This is a genomic window from Mesorhizobium sp. LSJC280B00, assembly GCF_000502835.1.
GTDB lineage: Bacteria > Pseudomonadota > Alphaproteobacteria > Rhizobiales > Rhizobiaceae > Mesorhizobium.
The window spans coordinates 17,658-39,017 of sequence record NZ_AYVL01000022.1 but is presented as its reverse complement, the minus strand read 5'-3'; the positions used below and the strand labels follow the sequence as shown (position 1 = coordinate 39,017).

Genomic DNA, 21,360 nt, shown 5'->3' with positions numbered 1-21,360 from the left:
CATCAGGTATTGATCGTTCCAAGCGGCCGTCCAGCACACGAGGATTTGAAGCCGAACCCGTTCAGTTGCCAGAGGCGTAAAAGTCGTCGTCGAGGCGCTTTTCCAGCGCGACCAGATCGGCCGGCAGCGGCAGACCCATCGCCCGCATCTCTTGCAGCTTCTCGCGCAACTGCTCTTGCACCTCGTGCTGATCCTCTGGTTGGTTGATCATTTCTTCGAGCAGCAGACTGATCTGGGCCTTGAACGATTCCAGCGCCATTCTTTTCTCCTCCTTGCGGCAGGCCCGCGGCGGCTCCTAGCTCAGCATGCGCGAAATCAGCTGCGCGGTATAGTCGACCATCGGTACTATGCGCGCATAATTCAGCCGCGTCGGCCCGATGACGCCGAGCGCACCGACGACGCGCGCGTCCTTGTCGCGATAGGGTGCCACCACCAGCGAGGAGCCAGACAGCGAAAACAGCTTGTTTTCCGAACCGATGAATATGCGCACGCCTGGGCCTGCCTCGGCGAGGTCGAGAAGCTGGATCAGCCCATCCTGCGTCTCCAGATCCTCAAACAGATGCCGCAGCAATTCTATGTCGGCCTGGGCAGTGACGTTTTCCAGGAGATTGGCGCGGCCGCGCACGATAAGCCGCCCAGGCACGCCGCTTTCAGCGCCTGCCCAGACCGCCAGGCCCTTCTCGACCAGATCCTGCGACAGCGTGTCGAGGGCTGCCCTGGTCTCTTCCTTGATGCGGGCGATCTCGACCCGCGCCTCGGCCAGGGTGCGACCGCGGATATGGGCGTTGAGGAAGTTGGAGGCTTCGTGCAATTGCGAGATGGTGATGCCGGCGGGCAGATCGATGACGCGATTTTCGACGTCGCCGTTCTGCGAGACCAGCACGGCCAGCGCCTTGGTCGGCTCTAGCTGGATGAATTCGATGTGCTTAAGCGCCACCTCATTCTTGGCGGCGAGCACGAGGCCGGCGCCGCGCGACATGCCGGACAGCATCTGGCTGGCCTCGGTCAGCATATGCTCCAGCGTCGCGCCCGAGCCGGAGGCGCGCACCTGGGCCTCGATGGTGCGGCGCTCCTCGTCGGAGAGGTCACCAAGTTCCATGAAAGCATCGACGAAGAAGCGCAGGCCTGCCTGGGTCGGCAGCCGGCCAGCCGAAATGTGCGGCGCATAGATCAGGCCGAGATGCTCAAGGTCGCTCATCACGTTGCGGATGGTGGCCGGCGACAGCGACGACGGCAGGATGCGCGACAGGCTGCGCGAACCGACCGGCTCGCCATCCCTCAAATAGGAATCGACGATGCGCCGGAAGATGTCGCGCGAACGCATGTCGAGCGATTGAAGCGCGGGCGATTGCAGCGCGTGCGACGGGAGCACGTGCGACTGCAAACCGGGATCGACTGCCTTTGTCATTTCGAGCCAAAAACCTCCGCCCCGAAGATATAGACTTCCGCGGTGTCGGCGCAACCGGTCCATTTTCCTTTGCGCCTCACGCCCCGTGCGGCTACAAGCCGGCCAAGATTCCCCGGCCAAGATTCCGAAGAAAGAAAGAAGCCTGAATGCGCCCTTCCAAACGCCAATTCGACGAAATGCGCCCCATCTCCTTCGAGCGCGGCGTCTCCAAGCATGCGGAAGGCTCGTGCCTGGTGAAGTTCGGCGACACGCATGTGCTGTGTACGGCCAGCCTGGAGGAAAAGGTGCCGGGCTGGATGCGCAACTCCGGCAAGGGCTGGGTGACGGCGGAATACGGCATGCTGCCGCGTTCGACCGGCGAGCGCATGCGCCGCGAGGCTTCGGCCGGCAAACAAGGCGGCCGCACGCTGGAAATCCAGCGGCTGATCGGCCGCTCCCTGCGCGCCGTGGTCGATCTGCAGGCGCTCGGCGAGCAGCAGATCACCGTCGACTGCGACGTGATCCAGGCCGACGGCGGCACGCGCACCGCTTCGATCACCGGCGGCTGGGTGGCGCTCTACGACTGCCTGCGCTGGATGGAAACCCGCCAGATGGCGAGCCTGGGCAAGGTGCTGAAGGATCACGTTGCGGCGATCTCCTGCGGCATCCATGATGGCCAGCCGGTCATCGACCTCGACTATATCGAGGATTCCTCGGCCGGCACCGACGCCAATTTCGTCATGACCGGCAAGGGCGGCATCGTCGAGATCCAAGGCACGGCCGAGGGCGAGCCGTTCTCGGAAGAGCAGTTCGCGGCGCTGATGGGGCTCGCCAAGAAAGGTATTCAGCGCCTGGTCAGCTTGCAGCAAATGGCGGTGGCTTAGCTGCGGTCAATATTGATGAGATTGGCGATCCTGTGACCCCTTCTGCAATCCTGGAATCAGCACTCTACGTGACGGACCTTGCTGCCGCGGAACGGTTCTATTCGGGCGTGCTCGGGCTCGATCTGCTCGGCAAGGTCGATGGCAGGCATCTCTTCTTCCGCTGCGGCGACAGCGTGCTGCTTATGTTCAATGCCGAGGCGACCAAAGTGCCGCCGCCGGCCGACGCCAAGCTCAAAGTACCGCCGCATGGCGCGGTCGGCCAGGGCCATCTTTGCTTCGCCGCAAGCGCGGATGAAATCCCACGCTGGAAAGCGCATCTTGAGGCGAAGAAAATTGCCATCGAAAGCGAGTTCGAATGGCCGCAGGGCGGCCGCTCGATCTATATTCGCGACCCGTCGGGCAATTCGATCGAATTCGCCGAGCCAAGAATCTGGGGCATCTGATGCATTCGCCAACTGTCCATTCGCTTGACGGGCATAAGATCGTCGTCGCCAGCCATAATGCCGGTAAATTGCGGGAATTCGCCGATCTGATGGCGCCATTCGGCATAGAAGCGAAGTCCGCAAAGGAATACGGCTTGCCGGAGCCGGACGAGACCGGCACCACTTTCGAGCAGAACGCCCTCATAAAAGCCTTGGCCGCCGCCAAGGCCACTGGACTGCCGGCGCTGTCGGACGATTCCGGCCTGTGTGTCGATGCGCTCGACGGCGCACCCGGCGTCTACACCGCCAACTGGGCTGAGACGCCGGACGGCTCCCGCGACTTCGGCATGGCCATGCAGCGCACGGAAGTGGCCTTGCAAGAAGTTGGCGCGATCACGCCTGCCCAGCGCAAGGGCCGCTTTGTCGCGGTCATCTGCCTGGCCTTTCCCGATGGCCAGGCGGAATATTTTCGCGGTGAGGTCGAGGGCACGCTGGTATGGCCACCGCGCGGCGAGCTCGGCTTCGGCTACGATCCGGTGTTCTTGCCCAACGGGTTCGAAAAGACCTTCGGCGAGATGAGCGCGAAGGAAAAGCATGGCTGGAAGCCCGGCCAGCCAACCACATTGTCGCACCGTGCCCGCGCCTTCCAGAAATTCGCGCAAGCCCGATTGGCCGGCGTATGACCATGCTGCTCGACCGCAGGCCTGGTTTCGGCGTCTACGTCCACTGGCCGTTCTGCGCGGCCAAATGCCCGTATTGCGACTTCAACAGCCATGTCCGCCACCAGCCGGTCGACCAGGAGCGTTTTGCCCGCGCCTTCGAGACCGAGCTGGCGACGATGCGCGGCCGCACCGGACCGCGCGAGGTGACCAGCATCTTTCTTGGCGGCGGCACGCCATCGCTGATGAAGCCGCAGGCCGTGGCGGCGGTGCTGGATGCAGTGGCGAAGAACTGGACGGTGCCTGATGGCATCGAGGTGACGCTGGAGGCCAATCCTTCCTCGGTCGAGGCCGAGCGCTTTCGCGGCTATCGCGCGGCCGGCGTCAACCGGGTATCGCTTGGCGTGCAGGCGCTGCACGACAAGGATCTGCGCTTCCTCGGCCGTTTGCACAATGTCGATGAGGCCCTGCATGCGATCGGCCTGGCGCGCGAGATATTCCCACGGCTGTCGTTCGACCTGATCTACGCGCGGCCGGGCCAGACGCTTAAAGCGTGGCAGACGGAGCTCGAGCAGGCGATCGGCCACGCCGCAGACCATCTGTCGCTCTATCAGCTGACCATCGAGGAAGGCACGCCGTTCCATGCACTGCATGCGGCAAGGAAATTCATCATTCCAGACAATGAGCTTGCCGCCGATCTCTACGCGTTGACACAGGAGATCACCACCGCGCGCGGACTGCCGGCCTACGAGATTTCCAACCACGCCAGGCCCGGCGCCGAAAGCCGGCACAATCTCACCTATTGGCGTTATGGCGAATATGTCGGCGTCGGTCCCGGCGCGCATGGCCGGTTCGTCGAAAATGGCCGCCGCGTGGTGACGATCGCCGAGAAAATGCCGGAGACCTGGGCCAATCTGGTCGAGGCCAAGGGTCATGGCGTTACCGGCGGCGAGGTCCTGACGCGGTCGGAAGAGGCCGACGAGTTCCTGCTGATGGGGCTGAGGCTGGCGGAAGGCATCGACCTTTCCCGCTACGAGGCATTTTCAGNGGCCGACGAGTTCCTGCTGATGGGGCTGAGGCTGGCGGAAGGCATCGACCTTTCCCGCTACGAGGCATTTTCAGGGCGCGGCCTGTCGACGGCACGGCTGTCGGTGCTGCAGGACGAAGGCCTGGTGGCGCCGATCGGCAATGCCCGCCTGCGCGCCACGCCGGCCGGCATGATCGTGCTCGATGCGGTCGTGGCGGATTTGGCCAGATAGCACGTTGAAGAACGTTCTCTTCATCTGCAGCCAGAATCGCTTGCGCAGCCCGACGGCGGAGCAGGTGTTTTCCAAGCGGCGGGACATCGAGGTCGCTTCGGCCGGCACTAATCACGATGCCGACATACCGTTGACGCATGAACTCGTCGCCTGGGCCGACATCATCTTCGTGATGGAAAAAACGCACCGCGCCAAACTGCAGCAGAAATTCAAGACAAGCCTGAAAAAGGCTCGAGTAATCTGCCTCGATATTCCCGACGACTATGCATTCATGGACCCGGCTCTGGTGGGCCTGCTGGAGGCGCGTGTCTCGAAGTATCTGGGTTGAATGATACATCGCGGAGCATTCGCAACCGCGCTTCGAGAACTGTCTCGACCGATCGCTAAGGTTTGCGGGGTCAAGCCTCGTGCTTGTGGCGGTGTTTGGCGCGATCTTTTTCGCTGGTCTCTCCGGAACGGGCCGGCTTGATCTCGCTTTTGTCGCGTGAGGCATGGTGCTGGTCGTCTGTGGAATGTGACGCTGCGCCATCGCGGGCGCTTTTTGTTTCGAGGCGGGTGATGAAAATGTCGAAGCGATTGGGCATCGTCCGGTCAGTGCTCCATCGTGCGGTCGGTTTCGTTTGCGGGCTTGCTCTCTGCCGATCGCTGGCGTGCAAGCGGCTTCTTGGCTCTGCCATCTGCGGCTTCGGCAGGCAGGCTCTTGTCGCATGGCGCGGCGAAGCGTTTGCGGCCGGCATAGTAGGGTTCGAAAACGTCCTGTATCGTCAGGCTGTTCATCCTGCTCCTCCCGAGATCAGGGGTAAAATTCGCCGGCAACGGTTTCGTTCCCTACTGTGGCGAAGGCATGGCGGCCGGTTCACGTCGGCATCCCTTTTGGAACCAGGGCCTTTGCAACCCAGGCTTTTGCAACCAAGCGTGAGCCGTGCCAAACAGGGTCGAACGGAGTTGTGCAGGTGACCGGCGAATCGGCCAAACGCAGTTATGTGGTCGGGCAGACCGAAATCGCCGCCCGGCCGCTCGAGCCGGCGCTCTACCTGGTGGCGACGCCTATCGGCAATCTCGCCGACATCACGCTGCGCGCGCTGGAAACGCTCGCCGCCGCCGATATCGTCGCTTGCGAGGACACACGTGTCAGCCGCGTGCTGCTCGACCGCTACGGCATCCGCCGCCGCACCACCGCCTACCACGAGCACAATGCCGGCGAGGCCGGACCGAAGCTGATCGCGGCGCTGCTGGCCGGCCAAAGCGTAGCGCTGATCTCGGATGCCGGCACGCCGCTCATCTCCGACCCCGGCTACCGGCTGGTCGGTGAGGCGCTGGAACGCGGCATTCGTGTCGTGCCGATCCCCGGCCCATCAGCAGCACTTGCCGCTTTGACGGCATCCGGCCTGCCCTCGGACGCGTTTCTGTTTGCCGGCTTCCTGCCGGTGAAGACCGGGCAGCGGCTGACGCGGCTGGAAGCGCTGAAGGCGGTGCCGGCAACGTTGATCTTCTTCGAATCGCCGCGCCGGCTGGCCGAGACGCTCAGCGCCATGGTCGAGGTGCTGGGCGGTGCCCGCAAGGCGGCCATCGGCCGCGAGCTGACCAAGACCTTCGAGGAGATGCGGACCGGCACCCTGCAGTCGCTCGCCAGCCATTACGCCGCAGCTGATACGCCGAAAGGCGAAATCGTCATCTGCGTCGGCCTGGCGGATGTTGTCGCTGATGAGCCTGAAGACATCGACCGGCTGCTGCTTTCGCTCGCCGCCGAGATGCCGGCCTCCAAGGCAGCGGCGGAAGCCGCCAAGATGACGGGTGGCCAGAAGCAGACGCTCTATCGTCGGCTGCTCGACCTCAAGAATGCCGGAAGAGACGGGACCGGCGGAGACGGCGATGGCTGAACGGCCGAGCGCCAGCCGGCAAAAGGCCTACCGGCGCGGCCATCACGGCGAATGGCTGGCGGCGGCGGCGCTGATGCTGAAAGGCTACCGAATTCTGGCCCGCCGCCACCGCACCAGGTTCGGCGAGATCGACCTGATCGCGCGGCGTGGCGATCTGGTGCTGATCGTCGAGGTCAAGGCGCGCCGCACGCTGATGGAGGCAATGGAAGCCGTCGGTCGCGAATCGGAGCACCGCATCGAAGGCGCCGCCGATTTCTGGCTGTCGCGCCAATCCGACTACGGAAAATTATCGGTGCGCTTCGACATGGTGGCGGTGCTGCCGTGGCGCTGGCCGGTGCATGTCGAGAATGTGTTTTACGGGCGAAACTAGGCCATTCTCGACGTGGGGACGTTTTGCTGCGCCTGCGGTTCAGATCATGGTTTGCCGATCTGTCAAGCATCCGCCCAGCGCTGACTGGAACAAAAGCGTTCCTGCGTTGTTCCCCAATCGTCCTGATGTTCGACGGGCTGGTTCAAATGCCGGCCAGCGCAGTCCGCGTGGCAGCTATGCGAGGACAAAGGGATGGCGAGGCAAATGGATCCCGACGATCTCAACCCGGAACGGATCGTCACCGTGTTCGGCGGAACTGGCTTTCTCGGGCGCAGGATCGTGAAGCGGCTCCTGGAAAGAGGTTTCACGGTGCGCGCCGCATCTCGCCATCCGGCTCGCGTGGCCCTGGTCTTTTCCTCGATTACAAGGATGCCCGAAGCAGTCGAGGCGGATATATTGGATGCGTCCTCGATCGGGTCGGCCATTACCGGATCACAGGCGGTCGTGAATGCCGTCAGTCTTTACGTCGAGCAGGGCGTCCAGACCTTTGAACGCGTGCATGTGAAAGCCGCGGCCGATCTCGCTGCCGCGTCGCGCGACCGCGCGATCGACCAGTTCGTCCAGATTTCAGGGATCGGCTCCGATCCTCAATCGGATTCGAATTACATAAGGGCGCGTGGGCGCGGAGAAGGTGCCGTGGAAAGCGCATTTCCCGGCGCTTTCATTGTGCGTCCCGCCGTCATGACAGGACCTGACGACGCTTTCCTCACGACCATTGTGAGGATGATACGCCTCCTGCCGGTCTATCCGCTGTTCGGCGATGGTGGCACACGGCTTCAGCCGGTCTATGTGGCAGACGTCGCAGAAGCAGTGAGCCGGCTGATCGACGGGCGAACCCAGGGTTCATCCATATTCGAATTCGGTGGCCCGCGCATCTATACCTATAAGGAACTGCTTCGGGAGATCGCCCGACAGCTCGATACGCACGTCAAGCTGATGCCGGTGCCGTTTGCGGTATGGAACGCCTTGGCTGGCGTCGCGGAACTCCTCCCGGCTGCCCCCATAACGCGCAACCAGATCGATCTTATGCGTCAGGACAATGTGGCAGCAATCGACGCGCCTGGCCTGAAGGAACTCGACATCGAGCCGCGGGATATCGACGAGGTGATCCGTGCGATCGAACAGCGCCGTCGCGTAGGCTCGCTCTCGTCTCCGGCTTAGGACGGCCCCCTGATCCTGGCGGGAACCTATCGCCGCGCGACAGGTTGGTCGAGCTTGAAGCCAGTGAAAGAAGGAAAAGAACTATGGCCAGATGCGATCAATGCGGGAATGACTACGACAAGGCTTTCAACGTGACGATGGCCGAGGAGACCTACACGTTCGACAGCTTCGAATGCGCGGTCCAGAAACTTGCTCCGACGTGTCCGCATTGCGGATGCCGGATCATCGGACATGGCGTCGAACAGGATGACATCATCTACTGCTGCGCACATTGCGCCGCGGAGGAAGGCGCGAGCGCGCTGACCGATCGTGCGCCTTGACGCACCAGGTCGACCATTCCGAACGACTGCGCCGGCTCATCCCATATGGCCAGTGCTGTCAGCACGACGACGACCAGCCGAGGTCAAGGCCGCCGCACGCTGATGGAGGCAATGGATGCAGTCGGCCGCGAATCGGAGCGCCGTATCGAAGGTGCCCGCGATTTCTGGCTGTCGCACCAATGGACTACGGAAAATTGTCGGTGCGCTTCGACAAAAGGCAGCGTGCGTCGTCTTGATCGCGCCAGAGCTGTCATGTTCTTGCACGTTCAAGAACCCGCGTTCGACGGTTCGTTTAGACGCCGTTCCGTGGCAAGTCGGCTCCCGCTTGGACAAGTCGCTCCACGACGGCGGCCGCCTCCTCTGGAATGGCCGGTATGGTGCCCGACTTCCGCGTCGATCCGAAATCGAGGCCGGCGAAAAAGAGACCTGGAACAGCGCCGACGCCATCCTCGTGGACGGGCTGGCCGGCTGCATCGAGCGCGCCGGGAAGCCGAACCCATGAGAAATCGCCGGTGAAGCCGGTGCACCAGATCACTGATCTGATGCCGCTCGCCGTCCAGTCGAGGGAGCGGATCGGAGGATCGGGCAAGCGCGGTTCAATCGTCTCGGCTGGATCATCCTCGGCCAGTGGCGCATCGAGGCCGGCGCGCTCGATGTACTCGTCAACCAGGCGCTTGGCATTCGCGGAGACTTCGTCGGCAAATCGCATATGGTCGTCGAGCTCGTCGCCGAAGACGAGGTTGCCGTTCTCCACACCCCTGAAGCGGCCGAGCAGCACCACGCCCTGCGCGCTCAGCGATTGCAGGCTGATCGTATGGGTCGCGCCGACCAGCGCGCGGGCCTGCAGCTTGCCGGAGGGGAGGACGAGTTCCTTGCGCGGAACGTCGAGAAAACCGGACAGCGTCAGCCATTTAAGTATGTTGCCCCTGCGGTAGCGCCGCACCCAACGGCCGTTGCGGCTGGTCGCCAAAAAGACCACACGTCCTGCCAACGCCAGATCCTCGGCGATCTGGCCGCCCGACTGGCCGCTGCCGACCACTAGCACCGCGCCACTCTCGAACTCGGCCGGGTTGCGATAAGCCGAGGAATCGACTTGGCGAATTGCGGTTGGCAAATCCGCCGACCCTGCTGGCCGGACCTGCCGGTTCTGGTCGCCGGTGGCGATCACCACATTGCGCGCCAGAAATGCCCCGTCCGTCGTGGTGATGCGAAAGATCCCGTCGTCTCTCGTCAGCTCTTGCACTGGAGTTTGGGTGCTTACCGGCAGACGGTGCCGCTCGGCATAGCCTTCGAGATACGCGACAAATTCGTGGTGGCTTATCGCGCCCCACGGCTCGGGCCCCTTATAGGAATCACCGGGTAAGATGGAGCGAATGGTCGGCGAATTCAGTCGAAACGAGTTCCACCGCTGCGTTCGCCACGTCTCGCCGATCCGGCCTCGATCGAGCACACGGTGGTCGCGGTCCTGCCGTTTCAAGAAGTAACTGACGCCGAGTCCCGCCGGACCGGCGCCAATAACGAGGGCGTCAAGAACTTCGCTCATGCATTCCCCCTGCCAACCATACGTTCACAAGATCGTATGGCTCGGCTTCGGGCAAGAATAGAGTTCCGGCTGGGATTGCGCTATCCGCGCCGGCTCACCCCCAGATTGCCAGCCCCGCCAGCCCGACGATGCCGACGACCAGCCGCCACCAGCCGAACAGCGCGTAGCCATGGCGCGAGACGTAGTCGAGCAGGAAGCGCACGACGATTAGCGCGGTGACGAAGGCGGCAACGAAGCCGACCGCGATGATGGGCAAGTCGGCGCTGCTTAGCACATTGCGGTTCTTGAACAGGTCGAAGGCGAAGGCGCCGACCATCGTCGGGATGGCAAGGAAGAAAGAGAATTCCGCCGCCGCCCGTTTGTCGACGCCGAGCAGCAGCGCGCCGACGATGGTCGAGCCCGAGCGCGACGTGCCGGGGATTAGCGACAAGCACTGAAACAGCCCGATCTGCAGATAAAGCCTGGTCGGAAACCGCTCGACATCGTGGTAATACGGCTTCGGCTTCATGCGATCGACCAGCAGCAGGATGACACCGCCGATGATCAGCATGATGCAGATCAGCCGCGGCGATTCGAACAGCACCGTCTTGATGAAGTCATGCGCCAGTGCGCCGATAATGGCCGCCGGCAGGAATGCGATGAGAATGCCAAGGACGAAATGCCGCGTCAGCCGATCGTAGGGCAGCTCGAGCAGCATCTTCCAGAGACGGCGGAAATAGACGCTGAGAATCGCCAATATGGCGCCGAGCTGGATCAGGATCTCGAAGGCCTTTCCGGTCGAATGAAAACCGAGGAAATGGCCGGCGAGCAGGATATGACCGGTCGAAGACACCGGAATAAACTCGGTCAGGCCCTCGAGCAGGCCGAGCAGCAGCGCTTCGACGACGGTCTGGCTTTCCATGGCAACCTCGGCGTTGGAGTGAGGGCTTGAGAAAAGGGCTTGCTTGTCATGGCGCGGAACTCCCCCTATAGGTCGCAGCACCCTGACAGCCCGCTGAATCGGGCGGCCAAGACTTACCGGCGCAGCCGGCGATTTGCCAGTGCGCTTTATTATCGCGGGACCATGCTGACGCTTTTCCACCATCCGATGTTCGCCAGCTGCCGCTTCGTCCGCCTCGCCTTTGGCGAGTATGGCGAGGAACTGGCGCTGATCGAAGAGAAGCCGTGGACGCGGCGCAAGGAGTTCCTGGCGCTGAACCCGGCCGGCACGCTGCCGATCCTGCTCGCCGAAGGCGACGTGCCGATCGTCGGCGCAGTGGTCATTGCCGAATATCTCGACGAGACGCGCGGCGTACTCAAGCGCGACAAGCGGCTATTCGCCGAGGATCCGATGGAGCGCGCCGAAATCCGCCGGCTGACCGACTGGTACCTCAACAAGGCGGAAAGCGAGGTTACCCGGCATCTGGTTCGCGAGCGCGTTCTGAAGCCGGTCATGCCGGAAACGGCAGGCGGCGGCTCGCCCGATTCGGCGGCGATCCGCGCCGCCCGCGCCAATATCCGCCAGCACATGAAATACACCAACTGGCTGGCCGGCACCCGTCACTGGCTGGCCGGCAACAAGGTCACCTATGCCGATCTCGCGGCGGCGGCAGCACTGTCGGTGCTCGATTATCTCGGCGAGATCGACTGGCGCGAACACAGCGCCGCGCGCGAATGGTATACAAGGGTGAAATCACGGCCTTCGTTCCGGCCGCTTCTGTCCGACCGGGTGCGCGGCCTGTCGCCGGTGTCACATTATGCGGACCTCGATTTCTGATACGGCAAAGCTGCGCGCGCTGATCGACCGCGAGGCGCGGAACGCCGGCTTCGACGCCGTTGCCGTCACCACGCCCGATGCGATTCCGCAGGCGCCGGAACGGCTGGCCGAATTCGTTGCCGACGGTTTTCACGGCTCGATGGGCTGGATTGCCGAAACGCTCGAGCGGCGAGGCAAACCGACGACGCTTTGGCCAGAGGTCCGCTCGATCATCGTGCTGGCGATGAATTACGGCCCCGACCACGACCCACGCGACATCCTGGCAAAGCGCGACCGCGGCGCGATCTCGGCCTATGCGCAGAACCGCGACTATCATGACGTGATGAAAGGCCGGCTGAAGGAGATCGCCGGCAAGATCGTGGCACGCGCCGGCGGGGACGTGAAAGTGTTTGTCGACACCGCGCCGGTGATGGAAAAGCCGCTGGCCGAGGCGGCCGGCCTCGGCTGGCAAGGCAAGCACACCAACCTGGTCAGCCGAACGCATGGCTCCTGGCTGTTCCTCGGCACCATCTTCACGACGGCCGAACTGGTGCCGGACGCGCCTGAGGACGACCATTGCGGCTCCTGCCGGGCCTGCCTCGACGTTTGCCCGACGGATGCCTTTCCGGCGCCTTACCGGCTCGATGCGCGGCGCTGCATTTCATACCTCACCATCGAGAACAAAGGACCGATCCCGCATGAGTTCCGGGAAAAGATCGGCAATCGTATCTATGGCTGCGACGACTGCCTGGCCGCCTGCCCGTGGAACAAGTTCGCCCAAGCCGCTTCGGAGGCAAAGCTTGCCGCCCGCGCGGACTTGCGCGAACCGCCGATCGCCGAGCTGCTGCGCCTCGACGACGCTGCCTTCCGCGTGCTTTTTTCGGGCTCGCCGGTCAAGCGTATCGGCCGCGCCCGTTTTATCCGCAACGTGCTGATAGCGGCCGGCAATTCCCAGGACTTGTCGCTGGCCGGCGCCGTTCGCGCGCTGCTCGACGACGCCTCGCCCCTGGTTCGCGGACCTGCGGTATGGGCGCTGTCGCGGCTGGTGCCGGGTCGGGAATTTGCCGAACGTGCCGCAGCCGCTTTGCAAGCAGAAGATGACGAGGCGGTGAGAGGCGAATGGCTTCTGGCCCTGCCAAAGCCGATCGAGGCGCATACATGACAAAAAAGCAGATTTTCATCTTCGGCGCCGGTTATTCGGGCAAGGCCTTCGCCCGCGCCAACAGGGATGCCGACATAGCGATCTTCGGTACAACACGGTTGCTGGAAAAATTCGCGGCGCTGCGGCAAGCCGGTATCGTGCCGCTGCGTTTCGATGGCACGCTGACCTCCGAAATCGGCGATGCGCTTGGGAAGACAACCCATCTCGTCGTCTCGGTCGCGCCGGACGAGGCCGGCGACCCGGTGCTGGGCGCGGCACGCGAGGAGATCGCGGCCAACATGCCGGAGCTCGAATGGATCGCCTATCTCTCCACCGTCGGCGTCTATGGCGACCATGGCGGCAATTGGGTGGACGAGGCCGCCGAATGCCGGCCAGTATCGAAGCGATCAGCGATGAGGGTTGCCGCCGAGCAGGATTGGCTGAAACTGGGCCACGACGTCGGCCGGCCGGCGGCGATCCTGCGGCTTTCCGGCATTTATGGGCCAGGCCGCAACGCCTTGGTCAATCTGGAAAACGGCACCGCCCGGCGGTTGGTCAAGCCTGGCCAGGTGTTCAACCGCATCCATTGCGACGACATTGCCGGCGCGCTCTGGCATCTGGCCGAAGGCAATCGCGGCGGCATCTTCAACGTCACCGACGACCTGCCGGCGCCGCCGCAGGACGTCGTCGCCTATGCCGCCCAATTGATGGGCATCGAGCCGCCGCCCGAAATTCCGTTCGAGACCGCCCAACTTTCGCCCATGGCGCGGTCCTTCTACGGCGAGAACAAGCGTGTCGCCAACGCGGCGATCAAGGCGGCCGGCTATGGGTTTCGCTTCCCCGACTATCGCTCGGCGCTCGATGCCATGTGGGCGAGCGGCGACTGGCGCGACGGCGAGGCGCGCAGCCCGATGAAACGGTCATGATCGATACGCTGCGCGGGGCGTGGTATGATGCGGTTCAAATCGCGGAGGGGTCCAGCTTGGGAAAGACGTTAAAGCGAGCCTTGCCGGGCAAAACACTGCTGCTGACGGCAGCTCTGGCCGTCGCCGGCCTGACGCTTGCAGCGCAGACGGCGAGCGCCGAGCAACGGGCAAAAGACCTGTTTGGCGCCAAAGAGCTGCCGGCAATCGCAACAGCGCAATCGATCGGCTTTTATTCCAAAGGCTGTTTTTCCGGCGGCGTCGCCCTGCCCATGGACGGCCGGCACTGGGAGGTGATGCGACCGTCGCGCAATCGCCGCTGGGGCCATCCGGCAATGATCGCGCTGATCGAGAAACTGTCGCGCGACGCCGCTGCCGACGGCTGGCCGGGCCTGTTGATCGGCGACATTTCGCAGCCGCGCGGCGGGCCGATGCTGACCGGCCATGCCTCGCACCAGATCGGCCTCGACGCCGACATCTGGCTGACGCCGATGCCCGACCGCAAGCTCTCGGCCGAAGAGCGCGAAAACATCAGCGCTACCTTGATGGTCGATGAAAAAACCCATCTGGTGAAGGACGGCCTGTGGACGCCGATGCACACGCGGCTGTTGAAGCGCGCCGCGAGCTATCCCGAAGTCGAGCGCATCCTGGTCAATCCAGGGATCAAGAAGAAGCTCTGCGACACGGTCAAAGGCGACCGCAGCTGGTTGCGCAAGGTCAGGCCGTTCTGGGGCCACGACTACCACTTCCACATTCGCATCGGCTGCCAGGCTGGATCACCCGACTGCAAGGCGCAGGAAGCGACGGCGCCGGGCGATGGCTGCGACCAGGCGCTGGCCTGGTGGTTCACCGAGGGGCCGTGGCGCCCCAACAAGAACCCGGACAAGCCGAAGGCACGCGACGTGATGACGATGGCGAACCTGCCCAGGCAATGCCAGTTCGTGCTCGACGCGCCGGCTCCGGCCACGGCCGAAGCAGTCACCTACTATGGCGACGGCGTACCGATCGCGGCAGAACCCGCTCTCGCGGCAGAACCTTCGCCGCCGCCGACGGTCGCAGCCGGCGCGGCAGCGCTTCCGGCCTCGGCGAACGCCTTTGTGGCGACCCCCGAGATCGGCATTCCGCTGCCGCGGCCACGACCGGGGCACTGATGCGGGCAGCGTGTTTGCTGTCTGCATCCGTGCATCTCCACTTCGAAAACCGATTTCCCTTTTTGCGGTCATGCGCTAGTCAACGAGAGAACGGCGATACGCGTCGGGAACGGACGAGAGCATGCCAGGCGTAAGCGACGACGACACTCTGTTGCGATTTCCGATCCTGATCGGTGACATAGGCGGCACCAATGCGCGCTTCTCGATTGTGCTCGACGCGAATTCCGAGGCCGGCGAGCCGACGATCGTCCAGACCGCCAACTTCAATACGATAGACGAGGCGATCCAGGCGGCCGTGCTCGACCGCTCGTCGGTCCGGCCGAATTCAGCTGTGCTGGCGGTAGCAGGCCCTGTCGAGAGCGACGAGATCCCGCTTACCAATTGCCCATGGATCGTCAAGCCGAGACAGATGTTCGCCAGTCTCGGTCTCAGCGACGTCGTGGTGCTCAACGACTTCGAGGCACAGGCGCTGGCTGTCGTCGCGCTCGGCGAAGAGCATATGGAAAAGATCGGCGGCGACGAGCCGGAACCGAATTCCGGGCGGGTGGTGCTCGGCCCGGGAACCGGGCTCGGCGTCGCCGGACTGGTCTATGCGCTGCATCACTGGATACCGGTGCCCGGCGAGGGCGGCCATATGGATATCGGGCCGCGCTCGCCGCGCGATTTCCAGGTGTTTCCGCATATCGAGAAGCTCGAGGGCCGCATCTCCGGCGAACAGATCCTGTCCGGGCGCGGCCTGGTCAATGCCTACCGGGCGGTAGCCAAGGCGGACGGCAAGCCGTCGCCCTTCACCACGCCGGCCGAGGTCACCGCCGCGGCGCTGGCAAAGAACGATCCGGTGGCCGAAGAGGCGCTGTCGATCTTCGTCACCTGCCTGGGACGCACCGCCGGCGACCTCGCTCTGGTGTTCATGAGCCGCGGCGGTGTTTTCCTCACCGGCGGCATCGCGCAAAAAATCCTGCCGGCGCTGCGCATCGGCAATTTCCGCGCCGCCTTCGAGGACAAGGCGCCGCACAGCGCCCTGATGCGCAGCATGCCGGTCTATGTCATCACCCATCCGCTGGCGGCGCTTTTAGGGCTGGCCGCCTATGCCAGAAATCCGTCGCTGTTCGGCGTGCAGACGGCGGGGCGGCGCTGGCGGGTCTAGAATACAAGCTGCGCCGCGACGAAGTTTCGCCGTCCTCGGCCATAGGCAAGCCGCCATTGGAGCGTTAAGAGGTTGCCGAATTGCAGCCCGGCCGGACCGAAACCACAAAGCGCTCCAACTTGACACTTCCAGGACCAACTAAAGGGAAAGTCCGTCCCAGCGAGATCGTGGCGGTGATTCGCCGCATCGTCGCCGAGAACAGCCGCGATTATCGCTGGTACTATGCTCTTGCCGTGCTTTGCCTGGTGACGATCGCGGCGACAACCGCCTTCACAGCCTGGATCATGAAGGATGTCATCGATCAGATCTTCTACCAACAGCGCGGCGATCTTATCGCGCTGATCAGCGTGTCGATCCTGGCCGCCTTCATGCTGCGCGGGCTGGCCAGCTACGGCCAGGCAGTGACGCTGGCCAAAATCGGCAACAATCTGGTGGCGCGCTATCAACGCCGCATCTTCGACCACCTGATGAAGCTCGGCGTCAGCTTCTTCAACGACACCCGCTCGGGCCGGCTCGCCGCGCAGATCAACGAGAACGTCAACGGCATCCGCGATCTCCTGTCGATGACGCTGACATCGCTGGCGCGCGATGCCGTATCGCTTGTCGCGCTGGTTGGCGTCATGATCTGGCAGGACCCGATGCTCTCGGCGATGTCGCTGCTGGTCGGGCCGCCCTTGATCTACAGTGTCACCTATCTGATGCGCCGGGTGCGTTGCATCACCCGTGAATCGGTGCAGATCAACTCGCGGCTGATCGGCGCCATGCAGGAAGCGACGCAAGGCATCGCTATCGTCAAGGCCTTCACCCTGGAAGACGAGCTGTCGCGCCGCATCGGCGGCCTCGTCGCGGGCGCCGAGCAGCGGGCAAACAAGATCGCCCGCGTCTCGGAACGGCTGACGCCGATCTCCGAAATGCTGGCCGGCTTCGCCGTCGCCGGTGTCATCGCCTATTCCGGCTACCGGGCGACCGTCGGCGGCCAGCCGCCGGGCGCGGTGTTTGCCTTCATCACCGCCCTGCTGCTTGCCTATGACCCGGCCAGGCGGCTGGCGCGTATGCAGGTCGGCATGGAAAAGTCGCTGGTCAATGCGCGCATGATCTACGAGCTTCTCGACCTCGAGCCGCAGCAGGGTGACGTGCCGGGAGCCGCCGAGGCGAAATTCACCTCTGGCGAAGTGCGCTTCAACAACGTGTCCTTCCGCTATGTCGAAGAGGCGCCGGTCCTGCAGGACCTGAGCTTTGTCGCCGCCGCCGGCAAGGTGACCGCCATCGTCGGCGCCTCGGGCGCCGGCAAGACGACGCTGGTTGCGCTGCTGCAGCGCTTCCACGACGTCGAGTCGGGCAGCATCGAAATCGACCGCCAGGACATTTCAAAGGTCACCAAGCATTCGCTGCGCGGCTCGATCGCCTATGTATCGCAGCAGCCCTATCTGTTCGAAGGCACCATCCGCGACAACATCCGGTACGGCAGGCTGAGCGCCACCGACGCAGAGATTGAACGCGCCGCCCAACAGGCCGCGGCACACGATTTCATCCGCCAGCAGCCGCAAGGCTACGACACGCCGGTCGGCGAGAACGGCGTGACGCTGTCGGGCGGCCAGCGCCAGCGTGTATCGATTGCACGCGCTATCGTTCGGCAGGCGCCGATCCTGCTGCTCGATGAAGCCACCTCGGCGCTCGACAACGAGGCCGAGGCCCGCGTCCAGGAAGCGCTGACCCATGTCATGGAAGGGCGCACCACCATTGTCATCGCGCACCGGCTGTCGACGGTGGTCAATGCCGATCATATCATCGTGCTGGAGCAGGGCCGGCTGGTCGAACAGGGCACGCATGCCTCGCTGATGGCCGACCCGCACAGCGTCTATGCCCGGTTCCACCGGGTGCAAGGCAGGAAAGGGCTGGGGCTTGTCGATGACGGCGAGCCAATCCAGAGTGCGGCGGAAAATGGTCGCGCGAAAAAGGCGGCCGGGAGACATTCATGAGTGACACGCCGACCGTTAGTGAAATGGGCCTGGTGGTGGTGGGCGCGGCCGGCCGGATGGGCCAGGCGCTGATCCGCGCCATCCACACGATACCGGGCGCCCGTGTCGCCGGCGCCATCGAGCGGGCCGGTTCGCCCCATATCGGCAAGGATGCCGGCGAGCTGGCCGGCGTCGGCAGGCTCGAGGTGGCGATCGGCGACGATCCGCTGCCGGCCTTCGCCAAGGCCGACGGCGTGCTCGATTTCACCACGCCGGCGGCGACCGTCGAATTCGCCGGCTACGCGGCGCAGGCGCGCATCGCCCATATCATCGGCACCACCGGCTGCTCGGCTGAAGACAATGCCAGGATCGCGGCGGCGGCGCGGCACGCGACGGTGGTCAAGTCAGGCAATATGAGCCTCGGCGTCAATCTGCTGGCGGTGCTGGTTGAGCAGGCGGCGCGCGCGCTCGATGCCGACGATTTCGACATCGAGATCCTGGAAATGCACCACCGGCACAAGGTCGATGCGCCGTCGGGCACGGCGCTGCTGCTCGGCGAGGCCGCCGCTGCCGGGCGCGGCGTAGCACTTGCCGGCAACGATGTTCGCGTGCGCGACGGCCATACCGGCGTGCGCAAGGCAGGCTCGATCGGTTTCGCCAGCTTGCGTGGCGGCTCGGTGGTCGGCGACCACAGTGTGGTGCTGGCCGGTACCGGCGAGCGCATCACGCTTGCCCATCATGCCGAGGACCGGGCGATCTTTGCCCGTGGCGCGGTCAAGGCAGCCCTGTGGGCGCGCGGCCGCAAGCCGGGCCTCTATTCGATGCGGGACGTGCTCGGCCTGACAAGCTGATCCACAGACTTGGCTGATCCACAGACTTGGCTGATCCACAAGATTTGGCTGATTCACAAAATTTGAAGGAGCAAATATGTCGAGAACTCTCGTGCTCGTGCGCCATGGCCAGAGCGAATGGAACCTGAAGAACCTATTTACCGGCTGGCGCGACGTCGACCTGACCGAACTGGGCCATGCCGAAGCCAAGGCGGCCGGCGCCAAGCTCAGGGCGCGCGGCATGAAGTTCGACATCGCCTTCACGTCGTCGCTGATCCGGGCGCAGAAGACCTGCCAGCATATTCTCGACGCCGTTGGCCAGAGCGATCTCGAGACCGTTCGCGACCAGGCGCTGAACGAGCGCGACTATGGCGATCTCTCCGGCCTCAACAAGGATGATGCGCGCAAGAAATGGGGCGAGGAGCAGGTGCATATATGGCGCCGCTCCTATGACGTGCCGCCGCCCGGCGGTGAAAGCCTGAAGGACACCGGCGCGCGCGTCTGGCCCTATTACCTGCACGATCTGCAACCGCATGTGCTGCGCGGCGGCACCGTGCTGGTGGCGGCGCACGGCAATTCGCTGCGCGCGCTGATCATGGCGCTGGACGGCAAATCGGGCGAGGAGATCGTCAAGCTCGAGCTCGGCACCGGTGTGCCGATCATCTACACGCTCAACGCCGATTCCACGGTGGCGTCGAAAGAAGTGCTGGAGCATTGAGCCGGAGAAGGAACGCGGCTTTCAAAAAAGCGCGTTGACACTCATCCCTCGCCCGCTTAATGAGCGCGCACCAGCCCAGATGGCGGAATTGGTAGACGCGCACGGTTCAGGTCCGTGTTCCGCAAGGAGTGGAGGTTCGAGTCCTCTTCTGGGCACCAAATTCCCGTTTCGAACCGATTGATGCGGTTTCAGAGACCCAAGAAAAAGCCCGGTTTGCCGGGCTTTTTCTTGATCCAATGCTCTAGGCTGCCCTACCGTCAGCCATGGCATCCACAAGATATCTAATAACTATCCGTCCGGGTTAGGCAGCAATCTGTCGTTGCGACAGCGCAGCAGCGGAAGGATTTGGCCCGAGATCACTCTGGTGATCTTCTGTTGCTTGGCGTTGGTTACGACGTTCATGCACGCACATCCGTAGCCGTGACCCGAACCAGGCACATTGGTCTCGACGAATTGCCGCTCGTCAAAGGCCGGCACATTGTCGATGCCTTTGGGATCCGGTCGTCCCTGCATCTGGATCCACCAATCCCCGTCACTGTCGGTCAGGACGAGGTTGCCGGGTGTCGGGCTGGAGTACCAACCACAACGGCGCTCGGCATGGGCGGTCGCAGGCAAGGACATGATGACCAGGCCGAAACAGATAGCGAACAGCGGGCGCATGAGAATCTTTGTCTCCCTGAAGTAAGCAGGTCATGCCGCGAGTAATGTACGTTGGCGCCGGTGGCGAGGCGCATGATTTGTAAGCCTTATGGCTTCAACTTCGTGTCCACATGTTCTTCGATCAATCCGCAATGAAGCGTCACAGTCTTCCTTTGGGCATCGCCTAGTGGACCGTCGATGAAGTCGCAGCTGAGCAGATTGTCCGGACTGCTCTTGCGCGCCGACGCAACGTTGACGTTGACCTCGGGAGGGCCGGCAAGCCAATCGAGACGCTTCGTGTCGACCTTTGTGCCGCTGATGTGAGCGTGGCCCGCTGTACCCGGTATCTCCACCTCTTCGTCCTGCGGCGTGAGATCGATCTGGCCGATTTCGTTTACACGCTTCTCGGCGCTCCTCTTCGGGTCGCCGTAATAGGAGGCGAAGACAACGATCCGCTCCTTTTCAGCCGCGAGCTTGGCGGCTGCCTTTTTGGAAAGCGTGACGTTGATGTCGAAGCTCATGTCAGTCTGGGCTGTTGCCGGCACGACACATGCCAACAGTACAGATGCCGCAATTGTCAATGCGAGCGACGATCCATAGCGTTTCATAATCCACCTCCCTCAAGTCCCTCACGCAATGATGATGCCCCTCGCATCCTTTCATGTCTGGCGGCGACATCACGCTCGCCGCCGACATCATCGTGATCAGATCAGCTGTGGCACGTGTCAGTTCGCGGCCGGAACAGGGCAGCTCATGTCGCCTTCCTGGCATTTCAGATAGCCTTCGAAACCTTTGACACGGGATTGCGTCAGGCCGTCCATGCACTGCGCGATGAGCATTGGCATCATGCTTCCTCCGGCCGCGCCTGCGGTCTGGAAACTGCACTCCGCGTCGCGAAACTTGCCCCAATCCCGCTGTGCCTGAACAAGAAGCTTCTTGGTATCCGCATCGTCCTTCAGGCGGGCTTCGATCTGCTTGTAAAGCTCATTGAGCTTCTTGTCGGATTTTTGGAACTCGGCACCGAAGCACTGGTTCATGGTGGCCTGATCCTTGGCATCGGCGCACTTGTCCTTGGCAAGGGCGAATGTCGGCGCAGCCAGAACCACGGCAGCAGTCAGTATCGCGATTTTCATCGATTTCCCTTTCCGGTTGCAGTCAAGCTCTTAAGTTGCTCAGCCCCGCCCTATGTTCTCGTCAGCTGTCCGTTATTGCCACGATCGGCCCATGGCCTGA

The 21,360-nt window shown here is 63.4% G+C and carries 26 protein-coding genes and 1 tRNA gene; 18 read left to right on the top strand and 9 right to left on the bottom strand.

The genetic code is table 11. The annotated features are described in order from the left end of the window. Positions 1-61 precede the first annotated feature (61 nt). Together X773_RS65010 and hrcA are read right to left on the bottom strand one after the other, a co-directional pair. Positions 62-259 carry a hypothetical protein gene (locus tag X773_RS65010; RefSeq protein WP_023678983.1) on the bottom strand — a complete coding sequence of 66 codons (198 nt, stop codon included), beginning with the start codon at positions 257-259 and terminating at the stop codon, positions 62-64. A gap of 36 nt (positions 260-295) precedes the next feature. After that, positions 296-1,324 carry a heat-inducible transcriptional repressor HrcA gene (hrcA, locus tag X773_RS65005; protein ID WP_245274772.1) on the bottom strand — a complete coding sequence of 343 codons (1,029 nt, stop codon included), beginning with the start codon at positions 1,322-1,324 and terminating at the stop codon, positions 296-298. A gap of 230 nt (positions 1,325-1,554) precedes the next feature. Here hrcA and rph point away from each other — a divergent pair, with 230 nt between their 5' ends. The 5 genes from rph to X773_RS64980 all read left to right on the top strand — a co-directional run bounded on the left by rph (position 1,555) and on the right by X773_RS64980 (position 4,939). Further along, on the top strand, positions 1,555-2,271 hold the full coding sequence (gene rph / locus X773_RS65000) for a ribonuclease PH (protein WP_023678981.1): 717 nt from the start codon (positions 1,555-1,557) through the stop codon (positions 2,269-2,271). A gap of 32 nt (positions 2,272-2,303) precedes the next feature. Then, on the top strand, positions 2,304-2,714 hold the full coding sequence (locus X773_RS64995; protein WP_023678980.1) for a VOC family protein: 411 nt from the start codon (positions 2,304-2,306) through the stop codon (positions 2,712-2,714). Next, complete coding sequence (rdgB, locus tag X773_RS64990) at positions 2,714-3,376, top strand: RdgB/HAM1 family non-canonical purine NTP pyrophosphatase (protein ID WP_023678979.1); 663 nt, start codon at positions 2,714-2,716, stop codon at positions 3,374-3,376. Before X773_RS64995 ends, rdgB begins: the two co-directional genes overlap by 1 nt. Beyond that, positions 3,373-4,611, top strand: a complete 1,239-nt coding sequence (gene hemW, locus X773_RS64985; protein ID WP_023678978.1) for a radical SAM family heme chaperone HemW — start codon at positions 3,373-3,375, stop codon at positions 4,609-4,611. Before rdgB ends, hemW begins: the two co-directional genes overlap by 4 nt. 4 nt (positions 4,612-4,615) lie before the next feature. Then, complete coding sequence (locus X773_RS64980) at positions 4,616-4,939, top strand: low molecular weight protein tyrosine phosphatase family protein (protein ID WP_023678977.1); 324 nt, start codon at positions 4,616-4,618, stop codon at positions 4,937-4,939. Between the two features lie 70 nt (positions 4,940-5,009). Here X773_RS64980 and X773_RS64975 read toward each other — a convergent pair whose 3' ends face one another. Next, the gene (locus tag X773_RS64975) at positions 5,010-5,195 is read right to left on the bottom strand and encodes a hypothetical protein (RefSeq protein WP_023678976.1); all 186 of its coding nucleotides are present in this window, start codon (positions 5,193-5,195) and stop codon (positions 5,010-5,012) included. 7 nt (positions 5,196-5,202) lie between these two features. After that, a complete protein-coding gene (locus X773_RS64970) occupies positions 5,203-5,388 on the bottom strand; it encodes a hypothetical protein (RefSeq protein ID WP_023678975.1) in 186 nt (61 codons plus the stop codon). 176 nt (positions 5,389-5,564) lie between these two features. Between X773_RS64970 and rsmI the strand changes: the two genes are divergently transcribed. The 4 genes from rsmI (at position 5,565) to X773_RS64950 (ending at position 8,342) form a co-directional block, all read left to right on the top strand. Next, positions 5,565-6,491: a 16S rRNA (cytidine(1402)-2'-O)-methyltransferase gene (rsmI, locus tag X773_RS64965; protein ID WP_023678974.1), complete on the top strand. Its 927-nt coding sequence runs from the start codon at positions 5,565-5,567 to the stop codon at positions 6,489-6,491. Further along, the gene (locus tag X773_RS64960; protein WP_023678973.1) at positions 6,484-6,861 is read left to right on the top strand and encodes a YraN family protein; all 378 of its coding nucleotides are present in this window, start codon (positions 6,484-6,486) and stop codon (positions 6,859-6,861) included. Before rsmI ends, X773_RS64960 begins: the two co-directional genes overlap by 8 nt. Before the next feature lie 192 nt (positions 6,862-7,053). Continuing rightward, positions 7,054-8,022, top strand: a complete 969-nt coding sequence (locus X773_RS64955; RefSeq protein WP_031212374.1) for a complex I NDUFA9 subunit family protein — start codon at positions 7,054-7,056, stop codon at positions 8,020-8,022. 83 nt (positions 8,023-8,105) lie between these two features. Then, complete coding sequence (locus X773_RS64950; RefSeq protein ID WP_023678971.1) at positions 8,106-8,342, top strand: hypothetical protein; 237 nt, start codon at positions 8,106-8,108, stop codon at positions 8,340-8,342. A gap of 292 nt (positions 8,343-8,634) precedes the next feature. Here X773_RS64950 and X773_RS64945 read toward each other — a convergent pair whose 3' ends face one another. Continuing rightward, positions 8,635-9,885, bottom strand: a complete 1,251-nt coding sequence (locus X773_RS64945) for an NAD(P)/FAD-dependent oxidoreductase (RefSeq protein ID WP_023678970.1) — start codon at positions 9,883-9,885, stop codon at positions 8,635-8,637. A gap of 94 nt (positions 9,886-9,979) precedes the next feature. Continuing rightward, complete coding sequence (locus X773_RS64940; RefSeq protein ID WP_023678969.1) at positions 9,980-10,786, bottom strand: undecaprenyl-diphosphate phosphatase; 807 nt, start codon at positions 10,784-10,786, stop codon at positions 9,980-9,982. 162 nt (positions 10,787-10,948) lie between these two features. Here X773_RS64940 and X773_RS64935 point away from each other — a divergent pair, with 162 nt between their 5' ends. The 9 genes from X773_RS64935 (at position 10,949) to X773_RS64895 (ending at position 19,646) form a co-directional block, all read left to right on the top strand. Further along, entirely contained in the window at positions 10,949-11,641 is a 693-nt protein-coding gene (locus X773_RS64935; RefSeq protein ID WP_023678968.1) for a glutathione S-transferase family protein, read from the top strand. Beyond that, a complete protein-coding gene (gene queG, locus X773_RS64930) occupies positions 11,622-12,782 on the top strand; it encodes a tRNA epoxyqueuosine(34) reductase QueG (protein ID WP_023678967.1) in 1,161 nt (386 codons plus the stop codon). The genes X773_RS64935 and queG overlap by 20 nt, the downstream gene beginning before the upstream one ends. Next, positions 12,779-13,687 carry an SDR family oxidoreductase gene (locus X773_RS64925; RefSeq protein WP_023678966.1) on the top strand — a complete coding sequence of 303 codons (909 nt, stop codon included), beginning with the start codon at positions 12,779-12,781 and terminating at the stop codon, positions 13,685-13,687. The genes queG and X773_RS64925 overlap by 4 nt, the downstream gene beginning before the upstream one ends. Beyond that, the gene (gene mepA / locus X773_RS64920) at positions 13,684-14,835 is read left to right on the top strand and encodes a penicillin-insensitive murein endopeptidase (RefSeq protein ID WP_084641501.1); all 1,152 of its coding nucleotides are present in this window, start codon (positions 13,684-13,686) and stop codon (positions 14,833-14,835) included. The genes X773_RS64925 and mepA overlap by 4 nt, the downstream gene beginning before the upstream one ends. A gap of 121 nt (positions 14,836-14,956) precedes the next feature. Next, the gene (locus X773_RS64915) at positions 14,957-15,982 is read left to right on the top strand and encodes a glucokinase (RefSeq protein ID WP_023678964.1); all 1,026 of its coding nucleotides are present in this window, start codon (positions 14,957-14,959) and stop codon (positions 15,980-15,982) included. A 119-nt stretch (positions 15,983-16,101) separates the two neighbouring features. Continuing rightward, entirely contained in the window at positions 16,102-17,961 is a 1,860-nt protein-coding gene (locus X773_RS64910) for an ABC transporter ATP-binding protein (protein WP_023678963.1), read from the top strand. Continuing rightward, complete coding sequence (dapB, locus tag X773_RS64905) at positions 17,958-18,791, top strand: 4-hydroxy-tetrahydrodipicolinate reductase (RefSeq protein ID WP_023678962.1); 834 nt, start codon at positions 17,958-17,960, stop codon at positions 18,789-18,791. The genes X773_RS64910 and dapB overlap by 4 nt, the downstream gene beginning before the upstream one ends. A 76-nt stretch (positions 18,792-18,867) precedes the next feature. Continuing rightward, positions 18,868-19,488: a 2,3-bisphosphoglycerate-dependent phosphoglycerate mutase gene (locus X773_RS64900; RefSeq protein WP_023678961.1), complete on the top strand. Its 621-nt coding sequence runs from the start codon at positions 18,868-18,870 to the stop codon at positions 19,486-19,488. A gap of 73 nt (positions 19,489-19,561) precedes the next feature. Further along, positions 19,562-19,646, top strand: a tRNA-Leu gene (locus X773_RS64895). Positions 19,647-19,776: 130 nt separating this feature from the next. On the opposite strand, the gene X773_RS64890 is transcribed toward X773_RS64895, so the two are convergent. From X773_RS64890 to X773_RS64880, 3 genes are all read right to left on the bottom strand, one after another. After that, the gene (locus X773_RS64890; RefSeq protein WP_023678960.1) at positions 19,777-20,148 is read right to left on the bottom strand and encodes a DUF4087 domain-containing protein; all 372 of its coding nucleotides are present in this window, start codon (positions 20,146-20,148) and stop codon (positions 19,777-19,779) included. 86 nt (positions 20,149-20,234) lie between these two features. Beyond that, positions 20,235-20,735 carry a hypothetical protein gene (locus X773_RS64885; protein ID WP_156937407.1) on the bottom strand — a complete coding sequence of 167 codons (501 nt, stop codon included), beginning with the start codon at positions 20,733-20,735 and terminating at the stop codon, positions 20,235-20,237. Positions 20,736-20,852: 117 nt separating this feature from the next. After that, on the bottom strand, positions 20,853-21,260 hold the full coding sequence (locus tag X773_RS64880) for a lysozyme inhibitor LprI family protein (RefSeq protein ID WP_023678958.1): 408 nt from the start codon (positions 21,258-21,260) through the stop codon (positions 20,853-20,855). Between the last annotated feature and the right edge of the window lie 100 nt (positions 21,261-21,360).